This is a genomic window from Streptomyces sp. NPDC041200 (genome assembly GCF_055591805.1).
Genome location: NZ_JBVIZF010000024.1, coordinates 25,907 through 47,150 on the forward strand (window position 1 = coordinate 25,907; position 21,244 = coordinate 47,150).

At 71.2% G+C, this 21,244-nt stretch carries 22 protein-coding genes and 1 pseudogene; 12 read left to right on the top strand and 11 right to left on the bottom strand.

The genetic code is table 11. The annotated features are described in order from the left end of the window. Positions 1-2: 2 nt before the first annotated feature. From ACZ6CL_RS33040 to ACZ6CL_RS33050, 3 genes are all read left to right on the top strand, one after another. The gene (locus ACZ6CL_RS33040; RefSeq protein WP_468942597.1) at positions 3-725 is read left to right on the top strand and encodes a WYL domain-containing protein; all 723 of its coding nucleotides are present in this window, start codon (positions 3-5) and stop codon (positions 723-725) included. Between the two features lie 373 nt (positions 726-1,098). Continuing rightward, on the top strand, positions 1,099-1,926 hold the full coding sequence (locus ACZ6CL_RS33045) for a calcium-binding protein (RefSeq protein ID WP_468942599.1): 828 nt from the start codon (positions 1,099-1,101) through the stop codon (positions 1,924-1,926). Between the two features lie 161 nt (positions 1,927-2,087). Then, positions 2,088-2,336 carry an SDR family oxidoreductase gene (locus tag ACZ6CL_RS33050; protein WP_468942601.1) on the top strand — a complete coding sequence of 83 codons (249 nt, stop codon included), beginning with the start codon at positions 2,088-2,090 and terminating at the stop codon, positions 2,334-2,336. A 34-nt stretch (positions 2,337-2,370) separates the two neighbouring features. On the opposite strand, the pseudogene ACZ6CL_RS33055 reads toward ACZ6CL_RS33050, so the two are convergent. Beyond that, positions 2,371-2,622: pseudogene (locus ACZ6CL_RS33055) on the bottom strand (IS5/IS1182 family transposase); the annotation flags it as partial. 258 nt (positions 2,623-2,880) lie between these two features. After that, the gene (locus tag ACZ6CL_RS33060) at positions 2,881-3,720 is read right to left on the bottom strand and encodes a helix-turn-helix domain-containing protein (RefSeq protein WP_468942604.1); all 840 of its coding nucleotides are present in this window, start codon (positions 3,718-3,720) and stop codon (positions 2,881-2,883) included. Between the two features lie 129 nt (positions 3,721-3,849). On the opposite strand from ACZ6CL_RS33060, the gene ACZ6CL_RS33065 reads away from it, so the two are divergent. From ACZ6CL_RS33065 to ACZ6CL_RS33075, 3 genes are all read left to right on the top strand, one after another. Beyond that, complete coding sequence (locus tag ACZ6CL_RS33065; RefSeq protein WP_468942607.1) at positions 3,850-4,680, top strand: phytanoyl-CoA dioxygenase family protein; 831 nt, start codon at positions 3,850-3,852, stop codon at positions 4,678-4,680. A gap of 70 nt (positions 4,681-4,750) precedes the next feature. Next, positions 4,751-5,083: a hypothetical protein gene (locus tag ACZ6CL_RS33070; protein WP_468942610.1), complete on the top strand. Its 333-nt coding sequence runs from the start codon at positions 4,751-4,753 to the stop codon at positions 5,081-5,083. A gap of 347 nt (positions 5,084-5,430) precedes the next feature. After that, a complete protein-coding gene (locus ACZ6CL_RS33075) occupies positions 5,431-5,853 on the top strand; it encodes a PPOX class F420-dependent oxidoreductase (protein WP_468942612.1) in 423 nt (140 codons plus the stop codon). Positions 5,854-5,922: 69 nt separating this feature from the next. On the opposite strand, the gene ACZ6CL_RS33080 is transcribed toward ACZ6CL_RS33075, so the two are convergent. From ACZ6CL_RS33080 to ACZ6CL_RS33095, 4 genes are all read right to left on the bottom strand, one after another. Next, positions 5,923-6,999, bottom strand: a complete 1,077-nt coding sequence (locus ACZ6CL_RS33080; protein ID WP_468942614.1) for a tetratricopeptide repeat protein — start codon at positions 6,997-6,999, stop codon at positions 5,923-5,925. Positions 7,000-7,162: 163 nt separating this feature from the next. Next, positions 7,163-8,119, bottom strand: coding sequence for an ABC transporter substrate-binding protein (locus tag ACZ6CL_RS33085; protein WP_468942617.1), 957 nt, complete (start codon positions 8,117-8,119; stop codon positions 7,163-7,165). Continuing rightward, positions 8,116-8,664, bottom strand: a complete 549-nt coding sequence (locus ACZ6CL_RS33090; RefSeq protein WP_468942620.1) for a GNAT family N-acetyltransferase — start codon at positions 8,662-8,664, stop codon at positions 8,116-8,118. The genes ACZ6CL_RS33085 and ACZ6CL_RS33090 overlap by 4 nt, the downstream gene beginning before the upstream one ends. Beyond that, positions 8,661-9,827: an LLM class flavin-dependent oxidoreductase gene (locus tag ACZ6CL_RS33095; protein WP_468942623.1), complete on the bottom strand. Its 1,167-nt coding sequence runs from the start codon at positions 9,825-9,827 to the stop codon at positions 8,661-8,663. The genes ACZ6CL_RS33090 and ACZ6CL_RS33095 overlap by 4 nt, the downstream gene beginning before the upstream one ends. Before the next feature lie 636 nt (positions 9,828-10,463). On the opposite strand from ACZ6CL_RS33095, the gene ACZ6CL_RS33100 reads away from it, so the two are divergent. Beyond that, positions 10,464-11,471 carry an amino acid ABC transporter permease gene (locus ACZ6CL_RS33100; protein WP_468942626.1) on the top strand — a complete coding sequence of 336 codons (1,008 nt, stop codon included), beginning with the start codon at positions 10,464-10,466 and terminating at the stop codon, positions 11,469-11,471. Positions 11,472-11,515: 44 nt separating this feature from the next. Here the strand turns inward: ACZ6CL_RS33100 and ACZ6CL_RS33105 are convergent, their stop codons facing one another. The 3 genes from ACZ6CL_RS33105 to ACZ6CL_RS33115 form a co-directional block, all read right to left on the bottom strand. Beyond that, positions 11,516-12,409: a glutathione S-transferase C-terminal domain-containing protein gene (locus ACZ6CL_RS33105; RefSeq protein WP_468942628.1), complete on the bottom strand. Its 894-nt coding sequence runs from the start codon at positions 12,407-12,409 to the stop codon at positions 11,516-11,518. Positions 12,410-12,752: 343 nt separating this feature from the next. Next, complete coding sequence (locus tag ACZ6CL_RS33110; protein WP_468942630.1) at positions 12,753-13,211, bottom strand: RrF2 family transcriptional regulator; 459 nt, start codon at positions 13,209-13,211, stop codon at positions 12,753-12,755. A gap of 33 nt (positions 13,212-13,244) precedes the next feature. Then, complete coding sequence (locus ACZ6CL_RS33115; protein ID WP_468942633.1) at positions 13,245-14,456, bottom strand: acyl-CoA dehydrogenase family protein; 1,212 nt, start codon at positions 14,454-14,456, stop codon at positions 13,245-13,247. 130 nt (positions 14,457-14,586) lie between these two features. On the opposite strand from ACZ6CL_RS33115, the gene ACZ6CL_RS33120 reads away from it, so the two are divergent. Further along, positions 14,587-15,237 (top strand): formylglycine-generating enzyme family protein, encoded by a 651-nt coding sequence (locus ACZ6CL_RS33120; RefSeq protein WP_468942760.1) that lies wholly within the window; start codon positions 14,587-14,589, stop codon positions 15,235-15,237. Next, positions 15,234-15,671, top strand: a complete 438-nt coding sequence (locus tag ACZ6CL_RS33125; protein ID WP_468942635.1) for a hypothetical protein — start codon at positions 15,234-15,236, stop codon at positions 15,669-15,671. Before ACZ6CL_RS33120 ends, ACZ6CL_RS33125 begins: the two co-directional genes overlap by 4 nt. A gap of 198 nt (positions 15,672-15,869) precedes the next feature. Here ACZ6CL_RS33125 and ACZ6CL_RS33130 read toward each other — a convergent pair whose 3' ends face one another. Further along, positions 15,870-16,724, bottom strand: a complete 855-nt coding sequence (locus ACZ6CL_RS33130) for a helix-turn-helix transcriptional regulator (protein ID WP_468942638.1) — start codon at positions 16,722-16,724, stop codon at positions 15,870-15,872. 102 nt (positions 16,725-16,826) lie between these two features. Here ACZ6CL_RS33130 and ACZ6CL_RS33135 point away from each other — a divergent pair, with 102 nt between their 5' ends. Together ACZ6CL_RS33135 and ACZ6CL_RS33140 are read left to right on the top strand one after the other, a co-directional pair. Then, entirely contained in the window at positions 16,827-17,534 is a 708-nt protein-coding gene (locus ACZ6CL_RS33135) for an SDR family NAD(P)-dependent oxidoreductase (RefSeq protein WP_468942641.1), read from the top strand. A 23-nt stretch (positions 17,535-17,557) separates the two neighbouring features. Further along, a complete protein-coding gene (locus tag ACZ6CL_RS33140; protein WP_468942643.1) occupies positions 17,558-18,151 on the top strand; it encodes a DsbA family oxidoreductase in 594 nt (197 codons plus the stop codon). A 345-nt stretch (positions 18,152-18,496) separates the two neighbouring features. Here the strand turns inward: ACZ6CL_RS33140 and ACZ6CL_RS33145 are convergent, their stop codons facing one another. Further along, positions 18,497-19,123: a TetR/AcrR family transcriptional regulator gene (locus ACZ6CL_RS33145; RefSeq protein WP_468942645.1), complete on the bottom strand. Its 627-nt coding sequence runs from the start codon at positions 19,121-19,123 to the stop codon at positions 18,497-18,499. An 839-nt stretch (positions 19,124-19,962) separates the two neighbouring features. On the opposite strand from ACZ6CL_RS33145, the gene ACZ6CL_RS33150 reads away from it, so the two are divergent. Then, a complete protein-coding gene (locus ACZ6CL_RS33150) occupies positions 19,963-21,243 on the top strand; it encodes an MFS transporter (protein WP_468942648.1) in 1,281 nt (426 codons plus the stop codon). Position 21,244: the final 1 nt, after the last annotated feature.

Below are 21,244 nucleotides of genomic sequence, written 5' to 3' on the forward strand. Positions count from 1 at the left end.
GGATGTCCCGCGGTCATCATGCGGGACGTGGAGGCCCTGTCCACGGCCGGCGTGCCCGTCTACACCGTCCGCGGCCCCCAGGGCGGGATCGCCCTGCTCCCCGGCTTCCGCACCGATGGCGCGGCACCCCCGGCCCCGAACAGCCCACCACCGACCTGGCCGCCTACCAGCAGGCCGTCTTCACCGACCGGCGCCTGCGCCTGCGCTACCGCCACGGACGCGACAACCGGCTGCGCACCTACACCCTCGACCCCTACGGCCTGGTCAACAAGGCCGGCGTCTGGTACTTGGTCGCCGACCACGACGGTGAACCCCGACTCTTCCGCATCGACCGCGCCACATCCGCCACCGTCCTCGACGAGCCCGTCCAACGCCGCGACGGCATGGAACTGACCGAGGTGTGGGACCCCCTGCGCCGCCGCATCGACGACATCCCCGCCCCACTCGCCGTCACCGTTCGCGCCCGTGACGAGATCCTGGCCAAGTTCCTGCGCATCCACGAACCCGACCTCGCCGCACCCGCCCCGTCCGGCTCCCCGCCCGAGCCGGAGGGTGAGCCGGGCTGGACGCGGGTCGAACTGCGCTTCCGCGCACTCGTAGCCGCCGAGATGCTCCTGGCGTTCGGCCCCGACGTCGAAGTCCTGGCCCCCGACGAGCTCCGCCAGGCTCTGGCCCGCAGGGCCGCGGCGACCGCCGCCCTCTACACCCCACCTCCGGCCACGTGACGTGGCCGATGGGCGTGACGCTACGTCGTCCAGCCCTCGCCAGCGCGACCTCCGACACGGTCGACCTGCCGCAGTGCGTCGGACAGCTCGCCAGGGAAGCCACGAGCCGGTTGTCAGGGAGCGGGCGTCCTGAGCGGTGCACCGGCGGGCGGTGTCGGCGGGTACGTGGACGGGACTCATCGGAATTGCCGGCGCCCGCAGAGAACGCACATTCCGACAACGCGGAGAAAATTCCCGGTGTCGTAGAGCTGAACACGAAATGGGAATTCGAAGAGACCGGTGAACAAGGCATGAGAGTGGCACAACCCCGCGCGGATTTTCCACGTCGAAACGGGTGATCGGAAATCAGATCCACTCCCCACGGAGGTTTTTCGTGTCCACCCTTGGCCCGCGCTCCCGCCGCGTCCGCCCGGTCGGCGTCGCCGCCTTACTGGCCATCGCGGCCAGCCCCGGACTCTTCGCCTGGAACGCCCAGGCCGCCACCTCGCCCGCGTCGTCGCCGCCGGTGTCGTCGGCCGCGTCGTCGGCCACCGTGACCGTCACCGACGGAGTCATGGCCTACAGGGCGGCCGATGGCCAGCCCAACAAGCTCATCGTCAAACGGGTCAGCGAGACCGACACCACGCTGACCTTCGGCGTCGACGACGTTGTCGAGATCACCGCCGGCACCGACTGCACCCACCCCACTACCACCGACCTGACGTATGTGACCTGCACCGTGCCCGTCCCCGACCCAGACCACGGCGGCGACCAGGGCAACGTCGAACTCGGCGACGGCAATGACAGCGTCAAGATCTCCGGCGGCGATGTGAACGTCTACGGCGGGTCCGGAGACGACACCATCAGCGGCGCTTCCGTCGCGGTGGGCGGCGACGGCGGCGACACCGTCAGCCACGCCACGAACGCGAACGGCAACGCCGGCAACGACACCATCACCGACTCGTTCGCGGTATGGGCCGGGGACGGCGACGACATCGTCATCGGCGATGACGTGGCCAACGAGATCTACGGCGGCCCCGGCGACGACTACCTCGACGGCGCCGGCAACGATGACTCGATCGACGGCGAAGAGGGCGACGACACCATCAAGGGCGGACCGGGCAACGACTACCTCTTCGGCGGCCCCGGCCAGGACGGCATCGACGGCGGCCCCGGCGACAACGTCATCGACCAGGACGGATCCATCCCTGAGGGGTTCTGAGGGGACCTCAAGAGATCGCAAGGGTCCTCCGGGACCTGAACGATAAGACGGCCCGGGTCGACGACCCGGGCCGTTCCTCCGCCGAGCGGGCAGACGGTCGACTCGGCCGATTCCGCCCGTGCTTCGTCGGCGGCCGGGGGTCGGGAAGCTCGGCGGAAGCGGTGGCCGAGGAAGGAGCGCTGGGGGCTGTCCTCGTCCCCGGGCCCATCGCGACAGCCGGCACCGCTGGTCTCGCTCCCAATCCGGATGAGGCAGCCGAGCTATGGGGCTTCTTCACGAGCCAGGTGCCCCTGGGCCGCATGGGCCGCCCAGATGAGGCAGCCGCCGCGGCGCTCTTCCTCGCCAGCGACCACAGCAGTTTCGTCACCGGTACCGAACTCTTCGTCGATGGCGGCCTCAACCAGATCTGACCGCCCGCAGCCTCACTTTCCATCCTCACGCTGAGCTGGCCAGGTACGGGGCGAGGATGGCCTGGATGAGAGCGGTGTGGGACCGGCTGACGGCCTTCTGACCGGCGGAAAGGGTTTCCCAGCGGCCCCAGCACGGGGTGCGGACCGTTCCGCCCACGCCCCGATACGCCTTGTCTGCCCAGCATGTGACGCCGGCCTCGGCGAGGGCGTCGATGATGCCGTGTTCGCAAGCCGCGCGGACATCGTGGAGGGCGCCGGGCAAGACCGGCGAGGCCCACAGCAGTCGGACCGGCGCCGCCCCCGCCGGGTGACAGGGCGAGGGCGCGCGGTGGGGTGCTCAGGCCAGGCACCAGGCGTGCAGGCAGCCCCCGACCGCTAGCCCGAGGCGCTTGAACGCGGTGTTCTTCTCGTCGGTGAGCTGGGTCTATCCGGGCTGGCGGAGGTCGAAGGGGTCCTCGAGGACCAGCTCCTGGTCCTGCGCCTGCCCCCTCTCCGGGCATCTGCTACCCGCACCCGTTCGGCCATGCCGACCAGCGTCGATCGCTCATGCCCGAGCGGGATCGATGACCGACCGGTGCGCCAAGGCCGAGGTAGCTCCGGCGCGGATCGCCCGCGGCGAGGCGCCGAGTTCGCGGCGGCAGGCCTTGTTGAACGCCTGGAGGTCCGCGATCCCCACCGACGCCGCGATCGTCGCGATCGGCAGCGTCGTCTCGCGCAGCAGGTGCCGGGCCCGCTCCATGCGGCGGTGCCGGATGTGGGCCACCACCGTGTCCCCGGTCTCGGCCCGGAAGAGCCGGGTGAGGTGGTTGTGCGAGACGCCCGCCCCGCGCGCCACGTCCGGCACGGTGAGCGGCTCGGCGAGACGCGACTCGACGTACGCGATCGCGGCGGCGACGGCGGGGTGCCCGCCGCCCGTGCCGGTGGGGACGGACAGCTGCGCCACGCGCCACAGCACCGACCACACCTCGGCGACCGCCTGCGCCGGGGCCCTGGGGACGGCCGCGATGGCCTGGAGCAGGAGGCTGGAGAGCAGGGCCGTCTGGGCCCCCGCGTTCTGCACCACCGGCACCGTACGGGCCGTCCCGCGGTCGGGTAGCCGCAGATGGGCGTACAGGTGCTCGGAGCGCCCGCGATAGCGGTAGCGCACCAGGACACCGGGCGGGACGAGGCTGACGTAACCGGGCCGCACGGTGTAGGCGACGCCGTCGACCGTGAGCTCGGCGGTGTAGCGGTAGAGGTGCAGCTGCCACAGGTCGGGCAGGCGGAAGACGTCGCGGGGGCGCCGCGTGCCGTGGACGCCGACGCCGAGCCCCTCGATGTGCGGGGGCGAGTCGAGCCGGACCGGGACCCGCTGCGGCTGGGACTCGGGAGCTGCTCCCGTCATGCCCGTCATGGTGAAAAATTACCAGTAATAGTGAGCAAGGCCCACGCGTCCCGGGATGGCCGCGTTCTAGCGTCGTGGAGACGAACCACGAGTGACCACCCACTCCCGCTCTCCCGACCGGAGGAGAACATGGCCGCCCGACCCGCTCGCGAACAGCTCCTGACCTCGGCGCGCATGGCCCGGTTCGTGGCCCACGGCTTTCTGCGCCTCGACTCCGTCGTCCCCGACTCCCTCAACGACCAAGCCCTTGGTGTGCTCGCCGCGGGCGTGCCGGCCGTCCCCTACGGCACTCCGGTCGCCGAGGCGTTCCCCGAAGGCTCCTTCGCGCGCGGCCTGCTCGACCTCCCGGCCGTGGCCGGTGCGCTCTACAGCCTGGTCGGCCAGGACCCCACCATCGACCACCACGCCGTGCACATCCGGCAGCCCCGGGAGGGCCAGGCCCAGCCGCTGCACGGTGACGCCATCATCGATGTCCGACCGGACGCCTTCGACGTCCAGCTCATGTACTACCCGCGCGAGGTGACGCTGGAGGCCGGCGGGACCCTGATCGTGCCGGGCAGCCATCTGAGGCGCACCAACGAGAGCGACACCGGCCGGTACCAGAACCTGCTCGGCCAGCAGCGGATGGTGTGTCCGGCGGGCACGGTGCTGATCCTGCACCACGGCATCTGGCACGGCGGCCGACGCAACGACAGCGGTGTCCCGCGCTACATGTTCAAGATCCGCTTCAATCCGACCGTCCCGCAGGTCCGCCTGTGGAACACCGACGACCTCGGCGACCCGGCGGTGGCCGAGGAGCTGCGGACCCGGTTCCCGTGGTACGAGCAGGCGACCGGGCGGCTGGAGTTGCACAACCGGATCAGGCTGTGGCGGGCGCTGACCGGGGATCCGTCCTTCGATCTGGACCACTGGGTGACCCGGGTGACCAACCGGCCCGGCAGGGCCACCGTCGACGCCTGAGCGCCGTCCCGCCCGCCGCCTTCACCTCCGCCCCTCCCCCGCCGTCGCCTCACACCAGGAGCTGTCCACCGTGACCACACAGCCCACGACCGCCGAGCCCGCCCTCGCCAGCACCGTCCGGCAGCAGGTGCTCGTCCTCTACCTGAACAACTCCTCCCTCGACAGCGGCGTCATCGGCTGGGCGCGCTACGACGGCACGGGCACCACCTCACCCACCGCCGGGGACGGGGACGAGCCGCCGTACGCCACCGGCGTGGCGGCACTGCTCGACGGCTGGCGGCTGTTCCAGGCGTCGCAACTCATCCCGCCCTACCCGGGCCACGAGTACGACGTGTCCTTCCTCAAGCACGAGTTCCTGTTCGAGAAGCTCGTCAACACAGCCACGGCCGCCGGTCCCGCGTGACCCGCGTGACCGCCCCGCCGTGACCGGCCTGCGCCCGTGGCCACGCTGCGTGTCGGCCCCCGCGCCAGCGAGGGTCGCAGACGAAACGGTTCACATAGGTGCCACCGGCATCGAGCAGGCTCTATTCCAGGCCGAGCCGCAGCAGTTCGGTAGACGGTCTGCCGCTCCAGCAGCAGGACTTCGTACCCCTCAGCACCACCGCCCGGGCGCAACCGCTCGGCCACTTCGGACAGTGACCCCTGTTTGCGTCTCTTGGGCTGGGGCACGCCCTCTCACGTACCATCCGGGCAGTGCGGGGCCTGCCACCGGACACCGCTCGCCTCGCCACCCGTCAGCAAGGAGTTCTCATGTCCAAGCCGCCGCTGCCGCCCGAGGCCGTAGACCTGCTGCGCCGCCCCAATCCGGCCGTCATGGCCACCGTGCGCTCGGACGGCACCCCCGTGTCCACTCCCACCTGGTACACGTGGGAGGACGGGCGCGTCCTGGTCAACCTGGACGACGGCCGGGTCCGGCTGAAGCACCTGCGCCGCGATCCGCGGGTGACCCTCACCGTCCTGGACAAGGACGACTGGTACACCCATGTCACGCTCATCGGACGTGTCGTGGAGATGCGCGAGGACGAGGGTCTGGCCGACATCGACCGCATCGCACACCACTACATCGGCGGGCCCTACCCGGACCGGGTCCGCGCCCGGACCAGTGCCTGGATCGAGGTCGAGCGGTGGCACGGCTGGGGTTCGATGAAGGACAACGACCAGGCGTCCGGGTAAGTCCCCGGCCGTCCTGACCTCGGCCACGGCGGGGCGACGGTCCTCGCCGTGGCCGACGGCCACCGGATCTCACCCGCCGACGGTGACGGCCTCCCTCAGGTGTTCCGGGACCACGTCCTCCTCCGTGATGCCGAACTCCACCCGTGCCCGGTCCACCATCCGGCGGGCGTGCCGCAGTCCGATCCGGTCCAGCACACCGGCCAGTTCGGTCAGGTCGGCGGCCGTCCGGGCCCGGTCACGCCCCAGCTGGGCCAGGGACTTGACGAGCCCCAGCCGGGCGAGGGCCTCGCCGCGCGGCTCGCTCATGGCGCGGAACTCGGTCAGCGCCCCCTGGTAGACATCACGCGCCTCCGCGAAGCGGCCCGCGCGGTAGAGCACATTGCCGCGCATCTTGTGGTTGTAGGCGAGCGCGCTCATCAGCTTCATCGTCCGACACGTCACCTCCGCCTCGGCGAGCAGGTCCAGCGCACGGTCCGCGTCCCCGTCGCGCACGGAGACGATGTCGGCCAGACCCCGCAGCGCCCAGGCGTGTCCGCGCCGGTCATCGGCCTGCGCGGCGATCGCCGCGGACTCCTCGAACATCGCGTACGCCGTGTCGTAGGACCCGGTGTTGCGATGCATCTGGGCGATCCCCTCCAGCGCCCATACGGTGTGCCGCGCCTCGCCGCGCTCCCGCGCCTCGGCGAGGAGTTGCTCGTGCAGCGCGCTCACCGCGTCGTAGTCCCCTTGGATACGGCCCGTCTCCGCCAAACCGGCGAGCGAGTAGCCGCGGGCGAGGATATCCCCTCCCTGTTCGCCGAGTTCGGCCGCGAACCCGAGCAGCCGCCACGCCAGTGCCAGGGCGCCCCGCTGCCGGGCGAGGGTGCCGCCGCTCCACAGCGCCCACGCCATCGCCCCGGCGTCCCCCGCCGTGCGGGCCGCCCGATAGCTGGACTTCCACTCGCGGTCGGCATCCGACACATTCCCCAGCCTCCGGTGGGCCTCGGCCACCGCCAGTCCCACACGCGCCGTCTCCCGCGGGCAGCCGCTCCGCTCGGCGGCCCGCAACCGCTCGGTGCCCGCGGCCAGTACGTCGGCCAGCGAAGAGTTCACGGACAGGGTGGTGAGGGAGCCCTGGTACTCCGGGGCGAATGCCTTGCCGTACATGGGTGCCTTTCCGTCGTCGATCTCCCGGAGCGCGCGCCACCTTTCTGTCCAGCACCGCTATACACTCAGTGTATAGCGGGTCGGAAACAACCCCCGCCGGGTTGTCCGCCGCGCGTCCGCTGCCGATCAAGACGCGATTCGGCCCGGCGAGGTTGTTCGCCTGTTACGAGGGGTGTTCGGGCGGGTTGATCTGCGACGTCTTGATCGCGGAGGGGCCGGTGCCCCACTTGTCGAGGATGCGGGCGTAGGTCCCGTCCTTGATCAGCTCGTTGACGGCGGCCTGGAAGGCCCGGGTGAGCCGTGAGCCCTTTTTGAAGGCGAAGCCCACGTCGAGGCGGTGGTACTCGCCGAGGAAGGTGGTCTGCGCGGCCTGCTGCGCCGCCTGGTGGCGGAGGCCGTTGATGGTGGACATCTCCACGTCGACGCGGCCCTGCTGGAGGGCGGTGAGGAGGGCGCCGTTCTCCGAGAACACCTTCACGTCGTACGGCTTCTTGCCCGCCTTCGTGCACACCTTTTTCCGCGCTTCGAGGGTCGCCTCGAAGGTGGTTCCGGCGCCGGTGCCGATGGTCCGGCCGCACAGCTTGGTCAGGTCGGTGACCTTGCCGCCGCCGAGCGCGGTGTTGCCCTTCTTCACCGCGAAGCCCTGGCCGTCGTTGATGTACGTGGCGAAGTCGATCGTCTTCAGGCGCTCGGCGGTCACGCCGAAGTTGCCGGTCCCGACGTCGTACTTGCCACTGCCGAGGGCGGGCAGGATCGTCTCGAACGAGGCGTCCTGACGCTGGAGCCTTACGCCGAGGACCTTGGCCACCGCGTCCGCGAAGTCGATGTCCTGGCCCACCGGCTTCCCGCCCGTCCCCTCCGGGTAGTACGCGCCCGGCGGTCCGCCGACCGAGCTGCCGATGCGCAGCTTGCCCGACTTCCTGACGTCGGCGGGCAGCAGGGCGGCGACGGAGTCGACCTTGTGTACCTTGGCGGCCGGATTCTGGGTCGGTGCGGGGGACGCGGCGCCCGCCGCCGAGGTCCCTGCGGTGCCGCCGGAGCCGCAGCCCGCAAGTGTCAACGCGAGAACGGTTGCGGCAGCGGCCGGACGAAGGCGCGGACTCGTGCGGGTGTGGTTCACGGGGCGATGGCCTTTCGGGTACGGGCGCCGGTGCGGGTGCCGCCCTCGGTGGCGAGGTGTTTCTCGAACGGGAGCGGGCCGATGGTCTCCGGGTCGGCCTCGGTGTCGAACAGCGGTGTGTAGCCGGTGGCGAGGTACAAACCGCGGGCCTCGGGCTGGCGCGGCCCGGTGGTGAGATAGATCCGCCGATACCCGAAGTCCCATGCCTCGCGCTCCAGTTCGGCCACGACGTGGCGGGCGAGGCCCCGGCGGCGGTGGCCGGAGTGGGTCCAGATCCGCTTCAGTTCGGCCGTGGTCGCGTCGTACCGGCGGAAGGCGCCACCCGCCACCGGCTCGCCTTGCTCCAGCAGCAGGAGCAGCACGCCGCCGTGTGCGGGGGTGAACTCCTCGTCGGGGTACCGGGCCAGCTCGGCGTGGGCGTCCTTGCCGTAGCGGGTGGAGTACTCATCGCCCAGTTCACGCAACAGCGGCGCCACGCGCGGGTCGCCGACCTCGACGGTGACGACGGTCAGCCCGGTGGCCGGACGCTGCGTGACAGCGGTCATGCGCGCACCGCCGCGAGGGCCTGTGAGCCGCGCGCGGCGCGCTCGCCGTCGGGCTGCTCGGCAGCGCGCTGGGAAGCGCGCTCGGCATCACGCTTGGCGACCTCCTCGCGGACGATCGGGATGACGTGCCGCCCGAAGTCGATCGCGTCGCCCAGCAGGTCGTAGCCCCGGGCCGAGAGGATGTCGACGCCCAGGTCGTAGTAGTCCAGGAGCGCCTGGGCCACCGTCTCGGGGGTGCCGACCAGGGCGTTGGAGTTGCCCGCGCCACCGGTGGCGGCGGCGGTCGGGGTCCACAGCGCGCGGTCGTAGCGCTCCCCTTGCTCCGCGATGTCGATCAGCCGCTGGGAGCCGGTGTTCTCGGGCGCGCCGCTCCGGTGGTGCCGTACGAGCCCCGCCTCGCGCCGCGCGCGGATCGCGCCGACCGTGCGGTGGGCCTTCTCCCAGGCCAGTTCCTCGGTCGGGGCGATGATCGGCCGGAAGGCCGCCTGGATGCGCGGGACATCGGTGCGGCCCGCCGCCCGCGCGGCCGACTTCACCGCCTCGATCTGTTCCGCGGTCTTCTCCAGGGGCTCGCCCCACAGGCAGTAGATGTCGGCCTCCGCTCCCCCGGCCGCGTACGCCGCCGGGGAGGAGCCGCCGAAGGAGACCCGGGGCCTGGGCTGCTGCACGGGGCGGACATCGCTGACGAAGTCGTGGAAGCGGTAGTACTCCCCCTCATGGTCGAAGGGCTCGCGGTCCGTCCAGATCTTCTTCACGATCCGGATGTACTCGCGGGTGCGCTCATAACGCTGGTCCTTGGTGAGGGTGTCGCCCTCCCGGCCCTGCTCGTGGTCGTTGCCACCGGTGATGAAGTGCACCGTCAGCCTGCCCTCGCTGATCTGGTCGAGGGTGGCGAAGGTCTTGGCGGCGTATGTGGGGTACGAGACGTTGGGCCGGTGGGCGAGCAGGATCTGCAGGCGGTCCAGCCTGCTGGCGATGTACGCGGCGGCCGGGGCGGGATCCGGCGATCCGGATCCGTAGGCGAAGAGCACCCGGTCCCAGCCGTGGTCCTCGTGTGCCCGGGCGAGCCGGAGCGTGTAGTCCTTGTCGAAGGCGGCGCCGGAGCGCGGGGTGGTCTCGGAGCCGTCGTGGGTGGCGGCGATGCCGAGGAATTCCACAGGCATGCGTAGGGCCTTTCGGAAAAGGGCGGAGGTGTCCTGCGTCAGAACGGAGGTGTCCTGCGGTCAGGGCGGACTACCGCTGTTTGAGCCGTATGTGGCGGTGCGTCAGCGTGATGAGGCCGGAGGGGTGCGAAGGCAGCGCGTGTCTGGGTACGCAGAGCCGTTCGTACCCCGGGTCAGCGCCCGGGGACGGCGTTCATGCGAGGAAGGAACTCGGCCCGCGACGGGGTCACCGAGGGAGGGAAGGGCCGGTCAGACAGCCCGCTGCCGAGTCAGGCGCAACACATCGCGGACCACACACGACCGAAGTCGATGTGGTCGCGGGAGACCAAGCGCAGCTGGGCAGTCATGGGATTAATTGAGCAGGACGAACGGCGTCGCGTCAACCAGTGCTCGGATGGCGGACGGGCGGTGGCCTGACTTCCCGCCACTTCTCCTGCCGCATTGACATTTGCACGCTGACGGCGCATACCATCACCCTTGGACCGGCTCCGCCCGCGCGCGGCAGCCTCTCCGGCCGCGTTGAGGGACGCGGCGAGCGTGATGATGCCCCACCCTGGCCCCGTCCTGGCCACCGTGCCGTTTGCTGCCAGGGGTCTTTCCGCCCACGCCCGCGCCCCTCCCCCGGAGAACCCTCAGATGGCCACGCCTTCCGAAGTCACCGCCCCGGCCCCCGACCCCCTATCCGACGCCGTATCGGTGTCCGTACACAGGCGCCCGGGTCACGGCTCCCCCGGCCCCGGCGATTCCGGCGACCTGCCGCGCATCGTGCCACGCCGTCACCCCGGCCGATGGTTCACCGCGGCCGTCGCGCTGCTGGTGTTCGCCATGGTGGTCAACTCAGTCGTCCGCAACCCCGCGTTCCAATGGGACGTCGTCGGGCGCTACTTCACCACCACCGCCGTGCTCGACGGGCTGCTGCTCACCCTGTGGCTGACGGCCGTGGTCATGGTGCTGGGCTTTCTGCTGGGCACCCTGCTGGCCGTGATGCGGCTGTCCGTCAACCCCGTTCTCGCGACGCTGGGTTGGGGCTATGTGTGGATCTTCCGCTCCACACCGCTGCTGGTTCAGCTGCTGTTCTGGTTCAACATCGGCGCCCTCTACCCGACGCTCGGTGTCGGCATTCCCTTCGGTCCCCAGTTCATCACCGTCAAGACCGTCAACCTGTTCGGCCCCGCCCTCACCGCCGTCATCGGCCTGACGCTGCACGAGGCCGCGTACGCCGCCGAAGTGGTGCGCGGTGGCATCCTCTCCGTGGACCCCGGCCAGACTCAGGCGGCCCAGGCGCTCGGCCTGGGGCGGTGGCGCACGCTGCGCCGGATCGTCGTACCGCAGGCGATGCGTTCCATCGTGCCGACAGCGGGCAACATGCTGATCGGCACCCTGAAGGGCACCAGCATCGTCAGTGTCCTGGCCGTGCACGACCTGCTCTACTCGGTGCAGCTGGTCTACAACCAGACGTACCAGGTCATCCCGCTGCTGATGGTCGCCACCCTCTGGTACATCGCCGTCACCACGGTGCTGAGCGCCGGGCAGTTCTACGTCGAGCGCCACTACGCGCGCGGGGCCGCCCGTACGCTGCCGCCCACTCCGGTGCAGCGCCTGCGCGGACAAGCGGCCGCCCTGCGCACCCGGCTGTGGCGGTGACACGCGCGGGGGATACACGCAGGGCGGCGGCTCGTGACGTGGCGTCAGCCGGGTTCGACGGCGGTCCTGGTCCGGGTGTGTGCCGCCCAGTCCAGGATCTGCACCGCCGCTCCGGCGGCCTCCAGGCCCCGGCAGTGCGCGTGGTGGCGGCGGGCGATGCCGTCGAGATCGAGGTGGGGGCCGAACGCCGGGTGGGCGGCCAGCCGCCGTGCGAAGGCCCACACGTGCGGATGTTCCGTGATCCGGTGCACCGCGGCGGCGTCCAGATGCTGCCGGTGCACGGTGTCGAGCCACACCAGGGTCACCCACACCTGCACATCGGAGGCGGTCAGCGCGTCGCCCAGGACGTGGTCCCGGGTCGAGAGCCGCCGCTCCAGCGCGTCCAGCGCGCGGAACACGGTGCTGAGCGCGGCCTCGCGCGGCGCGTCGTCGGCGCCGGGCTGTCCGGCGCGCTGGACGGCCTCGTTGATGCCGTGCTCGCAGAGGTGCGCGATCGCCTCCATCTCCCGCTCCGTGCCGGACGGGTGGAGCACGGCGCGGTCGGGGCTCCCGCTGCCGAAGCGGCGGTCCAGGTCGCGCAGGATGTCGGGGGCGTGCGTGCTGACGATCCTGCCCGACCAGTCGTCGCTGAGCACCGGCGCCGCCGTCGGCCCGGCGTAGCGGTGCGCGCTGGCCTCGTACATCAGACGCAGGGCGGAGTGGCCGCCGTCCGGTCCGTCGGGCACGGCGGGCAACAGGGTCACCGGGAGGGTGTCTTCGAGGCCGAGCAGGCTGTGGGTGATGGCGATCCGCAGACAGTGGCGGCAGGACAGCGTCAGATGGAGGCGGTAGCGGCGCGGCACGGCATAGTGTCCACTGCGTGCGTCCCGGCCGATCCTGCCCCGGAACGATGCGACGGACAGCGAGGACTGCGCGGCTTTCCCAGGTGTGACGGACACGTTTCTCCCCAGATCGTGTTCTTCGCTGGTGGTGAGACGTACGGTGAGCGGCCTGTGGTGAGCGCGTGGCGGCGCCCGCGAGCGTCGTCGCGTGTCAGGAGGCTCAGGAAGCTCAGAAGGCCCAGAAGGGCAGACTTGCGGCGCTGCAGACGCGCAGCAGGTCGATGTGGCGGCGGGACGTCAGAAGAGGAGAGGTCAGAAGGGGAGATGGCCGATGCGCGCGGACCGCGTGACCGGCGGCCGCCTGCCCTGGCCCCATCATTCCCCACCTATCCGCTAGGAATCCCTCCCGAGGAGTGTCGAGCGCCCCGCGAGTCACGTCAAGGGGTGTCCCACGTACTGGCTACGGGTTCGTCCACGCCTCGGGGTCCTCGGCGAGGTCCAGGACCTGGTCGGGCAGCTCGGCGGCGGCGACTTCGGCGAGGGTGACCTCGCCGAGGATCTTGCGGACGTTGGCCCGCACCGCGATCCACAGCGGCAGCAACGACTCCGCCGGGCCGCAGTACGACAGCTCGGGCGGGCGCACGCCCCGGACCGAGACCAGGGGTCCGTCGACCACGCGGATCACATCGGCGATCGTGATCTCGTCGGCGGGGCGGGCCAGCCGGTAGCCGCCGTTCCCGCCGCGCTGGCTGGCCACCAGCCCGCCCCGGCGCAGATCGCCCAGGATCCCTTCGAGAAACTTGTGCGGCACGCCCTGCGACGCGGCGATCGCCTCGGCCTTGACGGAGACACCGTCCACCGCCACCGCCAGCTCCAGAGCCGCCCGCACCGCATAGTCCGCCTTCGCAGAGATCCGCATGCGGTGATTATCCGCCACCGGGACGCGTGGCGATCAAAAGGGCAGGGCGAACGGAGGGTGCTCGCCGTGGAGGAAGTAGTCCCCCACCTCCTGGAGCCGGGGCGCGACCGGCACACAGAGGGTGTGGGTGCGTACGTTGCGCCAGAAGCGGTCGAAGCCGTACGCCGAGGCGGCGGAGCGGGCCCCGAGGACGTCCAGCGCGCGGGCCGTGACGTCCTGCGCGGCACCGGCGGCGGCCGCCTCGGCCGCCGCCGCCAGCATGGTGATCTCGGCGCACTCCTCGTCGGTGAGGTCCTCGCCGCGCGCCAGCCCGCAGTCCAGCGCTTCCAGCGCCTGGTCGGCGAGCGCGGACGCGGAGAACGTGGCGACGGTCAGCTCGCCGTAGGTCGTCAGTACGTACGGATTACGGGGCGAGCTGTACGACGGCCCGTCCAGCTGCCACGGCACGTCCACGGCCCTGCTGTACTCGCGGGCCTCGGCGAGCACCCCCTGGGCGATCCCGAGACAGATCTGCGCCGAGACCAGGCGCCCGGTCGGCGCGGACAGCCCGGCGAACGGCGACAGGGTGCCGTCGTCCGGGGAGAGCGGGCCGAGGACCGCGTCGCGCTCGACCGCCACCTCGTCGAACTCCACGCTCCCGCCTGCCGCCAGTCGCTGCCCGAAGGTCTCCCCGCCGTCGCCCCCGGACACCACACCGGGCCGGGCGGCGTCGACGAGCACGGCCAGCGGCTCGCCCGTCTCGGAGTGGTCGGCGCGGACCGCGAGGCGGTCCGCGACCAGGACGCCGGTGGCGTACCCCTGGCGCCCGTTGAGCACATAGCCGTCCGGCCCCGGGGTCAGCGTCAGCCGCGGCTCCACGGAGGCCAGCCCGCCACCCCAGCACCACTGGCCCGCCGCGGACTCCCGCTCGACGCGTGCGGCGATGCCGGGTCCGCCGAAGAACCGCGCGCTGGAGGAGAGCAGGTAGTGGCAGCCGAGCACTTGACCGATCGCCCCGTCGGCCGCGGCGATCGTCCGGATGACGGCGTGCGCCGTGGGCCAGTCCGCCCCGCCGCCCCCGCTGTCGACGGGTATCAGCAACGACAGCAGTCCCGCCTCCCGGAGCCGCGAGACCTCGTCGAACGGTGTCTTCCCCGCCTGGTCGCGAACCACCGCGTCGGTGGCCAGGTCGTCCGCCGCCTCACGGGCGATATGCAGCCACCGCGCGCGGTCGGGTGTCTCCGTTACCGCTTCCACGACCGTCACGCGCGCTCCTCTTCATCCGGCGAAAACCCTGCGCCATGATTCCCTATTAACCCAGTAGGAAAAATAGGGAATCCAGCCGCAGACGTCCAGCCGGTACCGTCTGTGCGTGGACGCGAGCGCAGGGCACGAGATGATCGACATCCCGCCAGGGCAGGTGACGCTGTCGGACCGGCGCACCCAGCGCAGTTGGCCGGTCCGGCTCGCGCCGTACCAGCTCGGCGCGTACCCGGTCACCCAGGCGCTGTACGCCCAGGTCACCGGCGGGCGGCCGAGCACCGCCCACGGGGACGCGTCGCCCGTCGAGGGCGTGTCGTGGCGGGACGCGGTGGCGTTCTGCAACGCCCTGTCGGAGCGGGACGGGTTCGCGCCCGCCTATCGCCTGGATGCCGATGGCGACGGTGTGGAGTGGGACGCGTCCGCGGAGGGGTACCGGCTGCCGGCCGAAGCCGAATGGGAGCACGCGTGCCGCGCCGGTACGACCGGACCGCGTTACGGGCCCCTCGACGACATCGCCTGGTACCGCGCCAATTCGGGGGAGCAACTCCACGACGTGGGAGACAAGCAGCCCAACGCATGGGGCCTGCACGACATGCTCGGCAACGTCTGGGAGTGGTGCTGGGACCTCTACGACGCCGAGGTCTACGGCACCTACCGCGTCCTCCGTGGCGGTGGCTGGTTCGACGAACACTGGAGCTGCCGGGCCTCCGTACGACGCCGCAGCCATCCGACCTTCCGGGTGGACGACGTGGGATTCCGCGTCGCGCGTGGAGGCGGCGGGTGACGGCGCAGTTCGATGCGGCCACGGGCGATGAGGCGCCCATCGAGACGGACCCGCGGGAGCGAACGGCGGCGGTGCGGGCGGCGTTCGAGGGCCTGCTGGAGATCCGGCGGCTGATGAACACCGAGCGGCCCGCCGCCTGGGAGCGGCACCAGCCGGTACGGGCCGTGGCCATCACCCTGGAGGCGGCGGGCATTCCACCCTCGGCGATCGGCGCCGAGGGCGACCGGCTGGCGACGGGATACCGCTGCGGCGAGGCCGAGCAGGCGGGGATGGTACGGGTCGAGTGGCTGGGGCCCGCGGGAAGTGGCGCCGCGTACGCGGCGGCAGAGGAGCTGGGCAACTGCGCGCGCGTGCTGCGCGGGCTGGGCTGGGAGGCCCTGGAGTACCGCGGCCGCGGCCGCCACCGCTATCTGGAGGTCGAGCCACTTCCCTGACGGCGCCGGACAGCACGACATCGCCCCGGGGACGTCCTGAAGGTGCGATGTCGCACCTACGTTCAGCCCGACGGCCGGGAATCCGACGGGGACATTCCGCTGGGCCCGCGCACGGTCGCCGTGGTCGCGCTGACACCGGCGATACGCGGCTTGTCCGTCGGCCGCCACGAACACCCGTTGCCGGGCGGACGTTCTGCGTCATGGAGTTTCGCAAGCGCCCCGGATAGCGCTCGCCCCGCTCAGCAGACCGAGCTTGGCGGCGGCCTCGCTGCCCGGGGCGGCGGTGCAGAGGACGACGTGCAGGTCGCTGTCGGGCACGCCGAGGACGTCGCAGTCGAGGGTGAGCTGACCGACGTCGGGGTGATGGACGGTCTTGGTGTCCATCGTGTGGCTGCCGACGGCGTGGGAGTCCCAGAGGCGGGAGAACCGGTCGCTGGCGGCCCGCAGGTCGGCGACCAGCGACCGCAGTCCCGCGTCGGCGGGGTAGCGGGCGCAAGCCGCCCGCAGGTCGGCGACCGCCGCCGCCTCGAAGCGGGTCTCCTGCTCGGGGGTGTGCCGGACCCGATGCGGCCCTCCGGTGAAGTGGCGCCACAGCACATTGCGCTCGCGCTCCGGCCAGCCGGACGGGTCGCCCTGGAGCGCCGCGTACAGCGGGTTCCAGGCGATCAGCGTCCACGCCGCGTCGTACACACCCACCGGGTCGGCCAGCTGGTCCAGCAGCCGCCGTACGCCGGGGGTGAGCCGGCCCGTCATGCGGGCGTCGGCGGGCGGCAGCTGTCCCGCCAGCAGGGATAGATGGCTGCGCTCAGATTCCTGCAGTCGCAGCCCCCCGTCGGATCTCTCTACGATCGCTGCCGACGGCGCGGTGGCCCGCCCCTGCTCCAGGCGGATGACGTAGTCGACGGACACCCCGGCGAGCAGCGCCACCTCCTCGCGGCGCAGCCCCGGGGCGCGGCGGCCGCGCCCGGTGGGGAGGCCGACCGCCGCCGGATCGAGCCGGTCCCGCCATCGGCGCAGCGCCCCGCCGAGTTCGTCGTCCGGGCCATCGCTCATCGCCCCAGTATCCGCCCGGAGGCCCGGGCCCAGCCTGGTACCCCCGTTCCCAGGAAGAGCGGGGCACTTCCTGTCCGTCGTCCCGGCGCCGAGGCTGGCCGCATGAGGACAGCACTTGTCACCGGAGCCACCAGAGGCCTCGGCGCGGAGACCGCACGGCGGCTGGCCGAGGCCGGGTACACCGTGTACCTCGGGGCGCGCGACGCCCGGCGCGGCGAGCGGGCCGCGGGACTGACCGGGGCCCACGCCGTGGCGCTCGACGTCACCTGCGAGGACTCCGTACGGGCGGCGGCCGAGCTGGTCCGGGAACGCACCGGCCATCTCGACGTCCTGGTCAACAACGCCGGGATCGCCGGGCCCGCCCGCCCCGCCGCCGAGGTCACCGCTCACGACCTGCTGACGGTGTACGACACCAACGTCTTCGGCCCCGTACGCGTCGTCCGCGCCTTCCTGCCGCTGCTGGAGGCTGGCGAGGCGCCCGTCGTCGTGAACGTCAGCAGCGGCCTGGGGTCCATCGCCGCCGCCACCCATCCCGCCGCCCGCGCGGCGGACGTACCCGACTGGATCCCCGCGTTGTCGTACGGCTCCTCGAAGGCCGCCCTCAACATGATCACCGCGCAGTACGCCCACGCCTGCCCGCGCATCAGGTTCAACGCCGTCGACCCCGGCCTGACCGCGACCGACTTCAACGGGCACGCCGGGTCGCGGACCGTGGCCGAGGGCGCCGACATCATCGTCCGCCTGGCCACGATCGGCGCCGACGGCCCCACCGGCGGCTACTTCTCCGCCACCGGCCCTCTCCCCTGGTAACCCTCCCGGAGAACGGAGCACCCATGACGGCACAACGCGTCGAACTCGCCCTCGACCTCGTCTGCGCCCGCTGCTACATCGGCTTCACCCGCTTCCGCCGCGCCGCCCACCGCCACCGTGGCGACGTCAAACTCGCCTTCCTCCCCTTCCAGGCCGCACCGGACGCCCCCGCCGCCGGTGAACCGCTCTTCGAGGTCCACAAGCGGGACTTCGGCGAAGCGACCGCCCGGCAGATCGCCTCCGACACCACCCTCGGCACCGCCGACGGCCTGGAGCTGAACTTCCGGCGGGCCCTGTTCACCCACACCTTCGACGCTCACCGCCTCCTCGGCCAGGCAGCCGCCCAGGGCCGCGGCGAGCAGATGGCGGAGCGGCTGTTCCGGGCCTACTTCACCGACGGCCTACACCTCTCCGACCGCCCCACCCTGGCCCGGCTCGCCGCCGAGACCGGCGTCGTGACGGACGACACCGGAGCGGACGAGCTGCGCGCGGCGCTCGCCCGCGTACGCGACCTCGGCATCGACGCCGGCTCGATCCCCGTCGTCCGCTTCCGCGACGGCATCGTCCTCCAAGGGGAACAGCCCGAGGAGGCGTACGCGGCCGCGCTCGACGGGTAGTGGACGGGGTTGATAGCGACACTTCTGCACGCACACGGCTTCAGGAAGGTCCGAGCTCCCCCAGCCGATTCGCCCGCACGACATCGGGGCCGTCGCAAAGTCCCCCAGCCCCGCCTCCTGGTCCTGCGCCTGCCCGTCTCCCGGGCGCCGCTACCGCACCCGTTCGGCCAGACGCGGGGACATCGGCAGCGATTGGAGCGACGGTCCCGGGGCATGGGGGGCCTCGAGGAGCCGCCCCGGGAAGCAGTTCCTCGGTTCCTCGGGCACGACCTCGGCTGCCTGCGGGGCGACCGCGCGCTGGTTCTCGCGGTCAGCACGAGATGTCGGCAGCGGCGGGGGGCTCAGCTAAGCGTCTCGGATGTCTTGAGTGCCCAGCAGATCGTCCAGTGCGGCTGTCATCCCCGCGACGAGGTCGCGGCTCGGGTCAATGAGCCATTGGAGCTGGAGTCCGTCCCAGCTGGCGACGACGGACTCCGCGACCATCCTCGGGGCCCTGCCGTTGGAGATACGGCCCTCGTCCTGATCCCGGCGCACGGCGATCTCGACGGCGGTGATCACCGCTTCGTACCGTTCGCGGAACCACTCGTGCGCGGGATGGTCCGGTGCTGAGGACTCCGCGGCCATGAGGGCAAGCAGCCTCAGCATTTCCGGTCGATCGAGGTTGCGACGAACGTATCGCAGGATGGCGTACTTCACCCCTTCCTTCCGGCTGTCCGAGTCGAAGGAGTCGGCCCTTGCGGTGTCGGCGTGATCGAGGACGGCCACGAGGAGCGCGCTCTTGGTGGGAAAGTGGTGCACGACGCTGGTCAGACTGAGACCGATCAGCTTCGCGATTTCCCGCAGAGACCCGCCTCGGTAGCCGCGCGCCGCGAACACCGATGTCGCGGCGTTGACGATCTCGGCCCGGCGGCGCGCGCTCTTGGCGTACGGGCCCCGCCGAGTGGCGGGACGAGCGCTCATCTCTTCGGTCATGGTGTCGACCCTATGGCGTACTTCCCTCCACCGCCCTCCCCGCCCGAGCCCTCGCTCGGGCGATCAGCGGTCCACGCGGCGGCGAGGGCGGCGGCAGAAGTACGGATTTTGGCCACGCCGAAACTATGGCACCTGTTCGGCTTTCGGAGTACCGTCTCGCTCACCCCCACACCACGACATGCGATGGAACGACGCACGTGTTCCAAGGGTGGAGAGGAACAGGACAACGATGTTCACATCAAGGGTCGCGAGGACACTCCTCGGTGGCCTGCCCGCGGCACTGATCCCGGCCGGGCGCGGCCGCCCGACCCCAGACACGACCAAGGTTTCCGCAGACGGTCCGACCGGCAGCCCACCGGCCCGTAGCCATATCACCGTGTGGGCGATGGGTACCGAAGGGCCCGCCCCATCTGCCTCATGGCGCTCGCTGATCCACCCGTACGCCTTCAACACACCCTGACAGTGGGCCATCGGCGGGGACGTCGAACTGCCGATCCCCGCATACCGCGGGCTCATCGGAGGCTGGATTGTCGGCCCCGGTCCGATCGCCGTCGCCGTCGCCGTCGCCGTCGGGCCCGTGTCGGACAGCCTCCCTCTCAGTGAGCTCGTTGAGATCGCCGGAGACACCGTGGACGTCACGGGCCGCCGGACGTACCTCACCGCTTGCAGGCATCTTCCCGAGTGAGGAAGAACCGCGCCCTGCTCTTCAGCCCCCCGGATGACGCGGAACGCAAGATCCGGAAGGTGGGGGCACTTCACTTGCCGGTGCTTCTTCCTCCATCCGGCTCCCACGATCAGCCAAGCGGCCAGTCCCCCCTGTAACAAGGCAAGGAGTTGTCATGTCGGAAGCCATTCAGGGCTCAGCCCAGCTACCCGGCGACAGCGTCAAACCGGTCCCCCACACCGGCAACCAACCAAAGCCGAAACTCGGCGCCCTCGGGGTGATGCTGTTCCAGGCGAACTTCGGCTGGATGTTCGCCTCGGGCATCTCCGGGACCCTGCTGCCCGCCCTCATGGAGCAGGTGGACGCGTCGGCCAAAGTCGCGCTGTACGGCACGCTGTCCTCGATCGGCGGACTGACGGGCCTCGTGGCGAATATCGTGTTCGGCTCCGTCTCCGACCGCACCCGCTCCCGCTGGGGCCGCCGCAACCCATGGATCCTCGGCGGCGGCGTGCTCGCCGGCCTGTCCCTCGCCGCGATGTCGCTCGCGACCGCCTTTCCGACGCTCGTGCTGCTCTTCGTCGCGTACGAGATCGGGTTGAACATGCTGCTGGCGCCGCTGGCGGCCGTGCTGCCCGACCGGGTGCACCCGAGCCGACGCGGATTGGCATCCACGCTCATCGGGTGCGGCACGCTCCTGGCGCAGAGCCTCGGCGCGGTCGTCGGCGCGGCCTTCTTGAGCGACATTCGCCTCGGCCTGGGCACGATCCCGTTGATCGTCTGCCTTACCAGCGCGTTGTTCGTTGTCTTCGCTCGCGACAAGTCCAACCGCGATCAACCCGCGGTGGAGCTCACCTTCCGCGAGGTGCTGCGCACCTTCCGCATCCCGCTGGACCGCGACTACCTGTTCGCGCTGTTCGGCCGCATGCTGCTGCTGTTGGCCTTCAACTGCGTTCTGATGTACAAGCTTTACATCCTGCAGGACTACCTGCACCTGTCGAAGGCCGGTGTCGCCGGAGCCATCGCGATCAGCGGAACGCTCATGGCAGTGTCCGCGGCGATCGGCACACTGATCTCCGGGCCGCTGTCGGACCTCATCAAGCGCCGCAAACCCCTCGTGGTCGCCGCGTCCCTGGTGATCGGCGCAACCTTCGTCCCGCTCATCCTGTGGCCATCGCAGACCACGTTCCTGCTGTTCATCGGGGTCGCCGGCCTCGCGTACGGCGTCTACATCGCCGTCGACCAGGCGCTGATGAGCGATGTCCTGCCGAACGACGCGGCTCACGGCAAGGACATGGGCATCCTCAACATCGCCAATACCGCGCCCCGGTTCGTCACGCCCGGGCTCGCCGCCCTCGCCTTCAGCACCGGCATGGGTTACCGCATGTTGTTCATCCTGGCCGTCGTCCTAGCCGTCATATCCGCCGTGCTCATTGGGGCAATCCGCCGCGTCCGCTGAG

Coding starts and splice junctions, on each gene's coding strand:
- ACZ6CL_RS33150 (WP_468942648.1), top strand. CDS start 19,963: ATGTCGGAAGCCATTCAGGGCTCAGCCCAGCTACCCGGCGACAGCGTC.
- ACZ6CL_RS33075 (WP_468942612.1), top strand. CDS start 5,431: ATGTCCAAGCCGCCGCTGCCGCCCGAGGCCGTAGACCTGCTGCGCCGC.
- ACZ6CL_RS33060 (WP_468942604.1), bottom strand. CDS start 3,720: ATGACGGGAGCAGCTCCCGAGTCCCAGCCGCAGCGGGTCCCGGTCCGG.
- ACZ6CL_RS33145 (WP_468942645.1), bottom strand. CDS start 19,123: ATGACCGAAGAGATGAGCGCTCGTCCCGCCACTCGGCGGGGCCCGTAC.
- ACZ6CL_RS33095 (WP_468942623.1), bottom strand. CDS start 9,827: ATGCCTGTGGAATTCCTCGGCATCGCCGCCACCCACGACGGCTCCGAG.
- ACZ6CL_RS33090 (WP_468942620.1), bottom strand. CDS start 8,664: ATGACCGCTGTCACGCAGCGTCCGGCCACCGGGCTGACCGTCGTCACC.
- ACZ6CL_RS33040 (WP_468942597.1), top strand. CDS start 3: ATGTCCCGCGGTCATCATGCGGGACGTGGAGGCCCTGTCCACGGCCGG.
- ACZ6CL_RS33135 (WP_468942641.1), top strand. CDS start 16,827: ATGAGGACAGCACTTGTCACCGGAGCCACCAGAGGCCTCGGCGCGGAG.
- ACZ6CL_RS33130 (WP_468942638.1), bottom strand. CDS start 16,724: ATGAGCGATGGCCCGGACGACGAACTCGGCGGGGCGCTGCGCCGATGG.
- ACZ6CL_RS33100 (WP_468942626.1), top strand. CDS start 10,464: ATGGCCACGCCTTCCGAAGTCACCGCCCCGGCCCCCGACCCCCTATCC.
- ACZ6CL_RS33065 (WP_468942607.1), top strand. CDS start 3,850: ATGGCCGCCCGACCCGCTCGCGAACAGCTCCTGACCTCGGCGCGCATG.
- ACZ6CL_RS33080 (WP_468942614.1), bottom strand. CDS start 6,999: ATGTACGGCAAGGCATTCGCCCCGGAGTACCAGGGCTCCCTCACCACC.
- ACZ6CL_RS33120 (WP_468942760.1), top strand. CDS start 14,587: ATGATCGACATCCCGCCAGGGCAGGTGACGCTGTCGGACCGGCGCACC.
- ACZ6CL_RS33140 (WP_468942643.1), top strand. CDS start 17,558: ATGACGGCACAACGCGTCGAACTCGCCCTCGACCTCGTCTGCGCCCGC.
- ACZ6CL_RS33110 (WP_468942630.1), bottom strand. CDS start 13,211: ATGCGGATCTCTGCGAAGGCGGACTATGCGGTGCGGGCGGCTCTGGAG.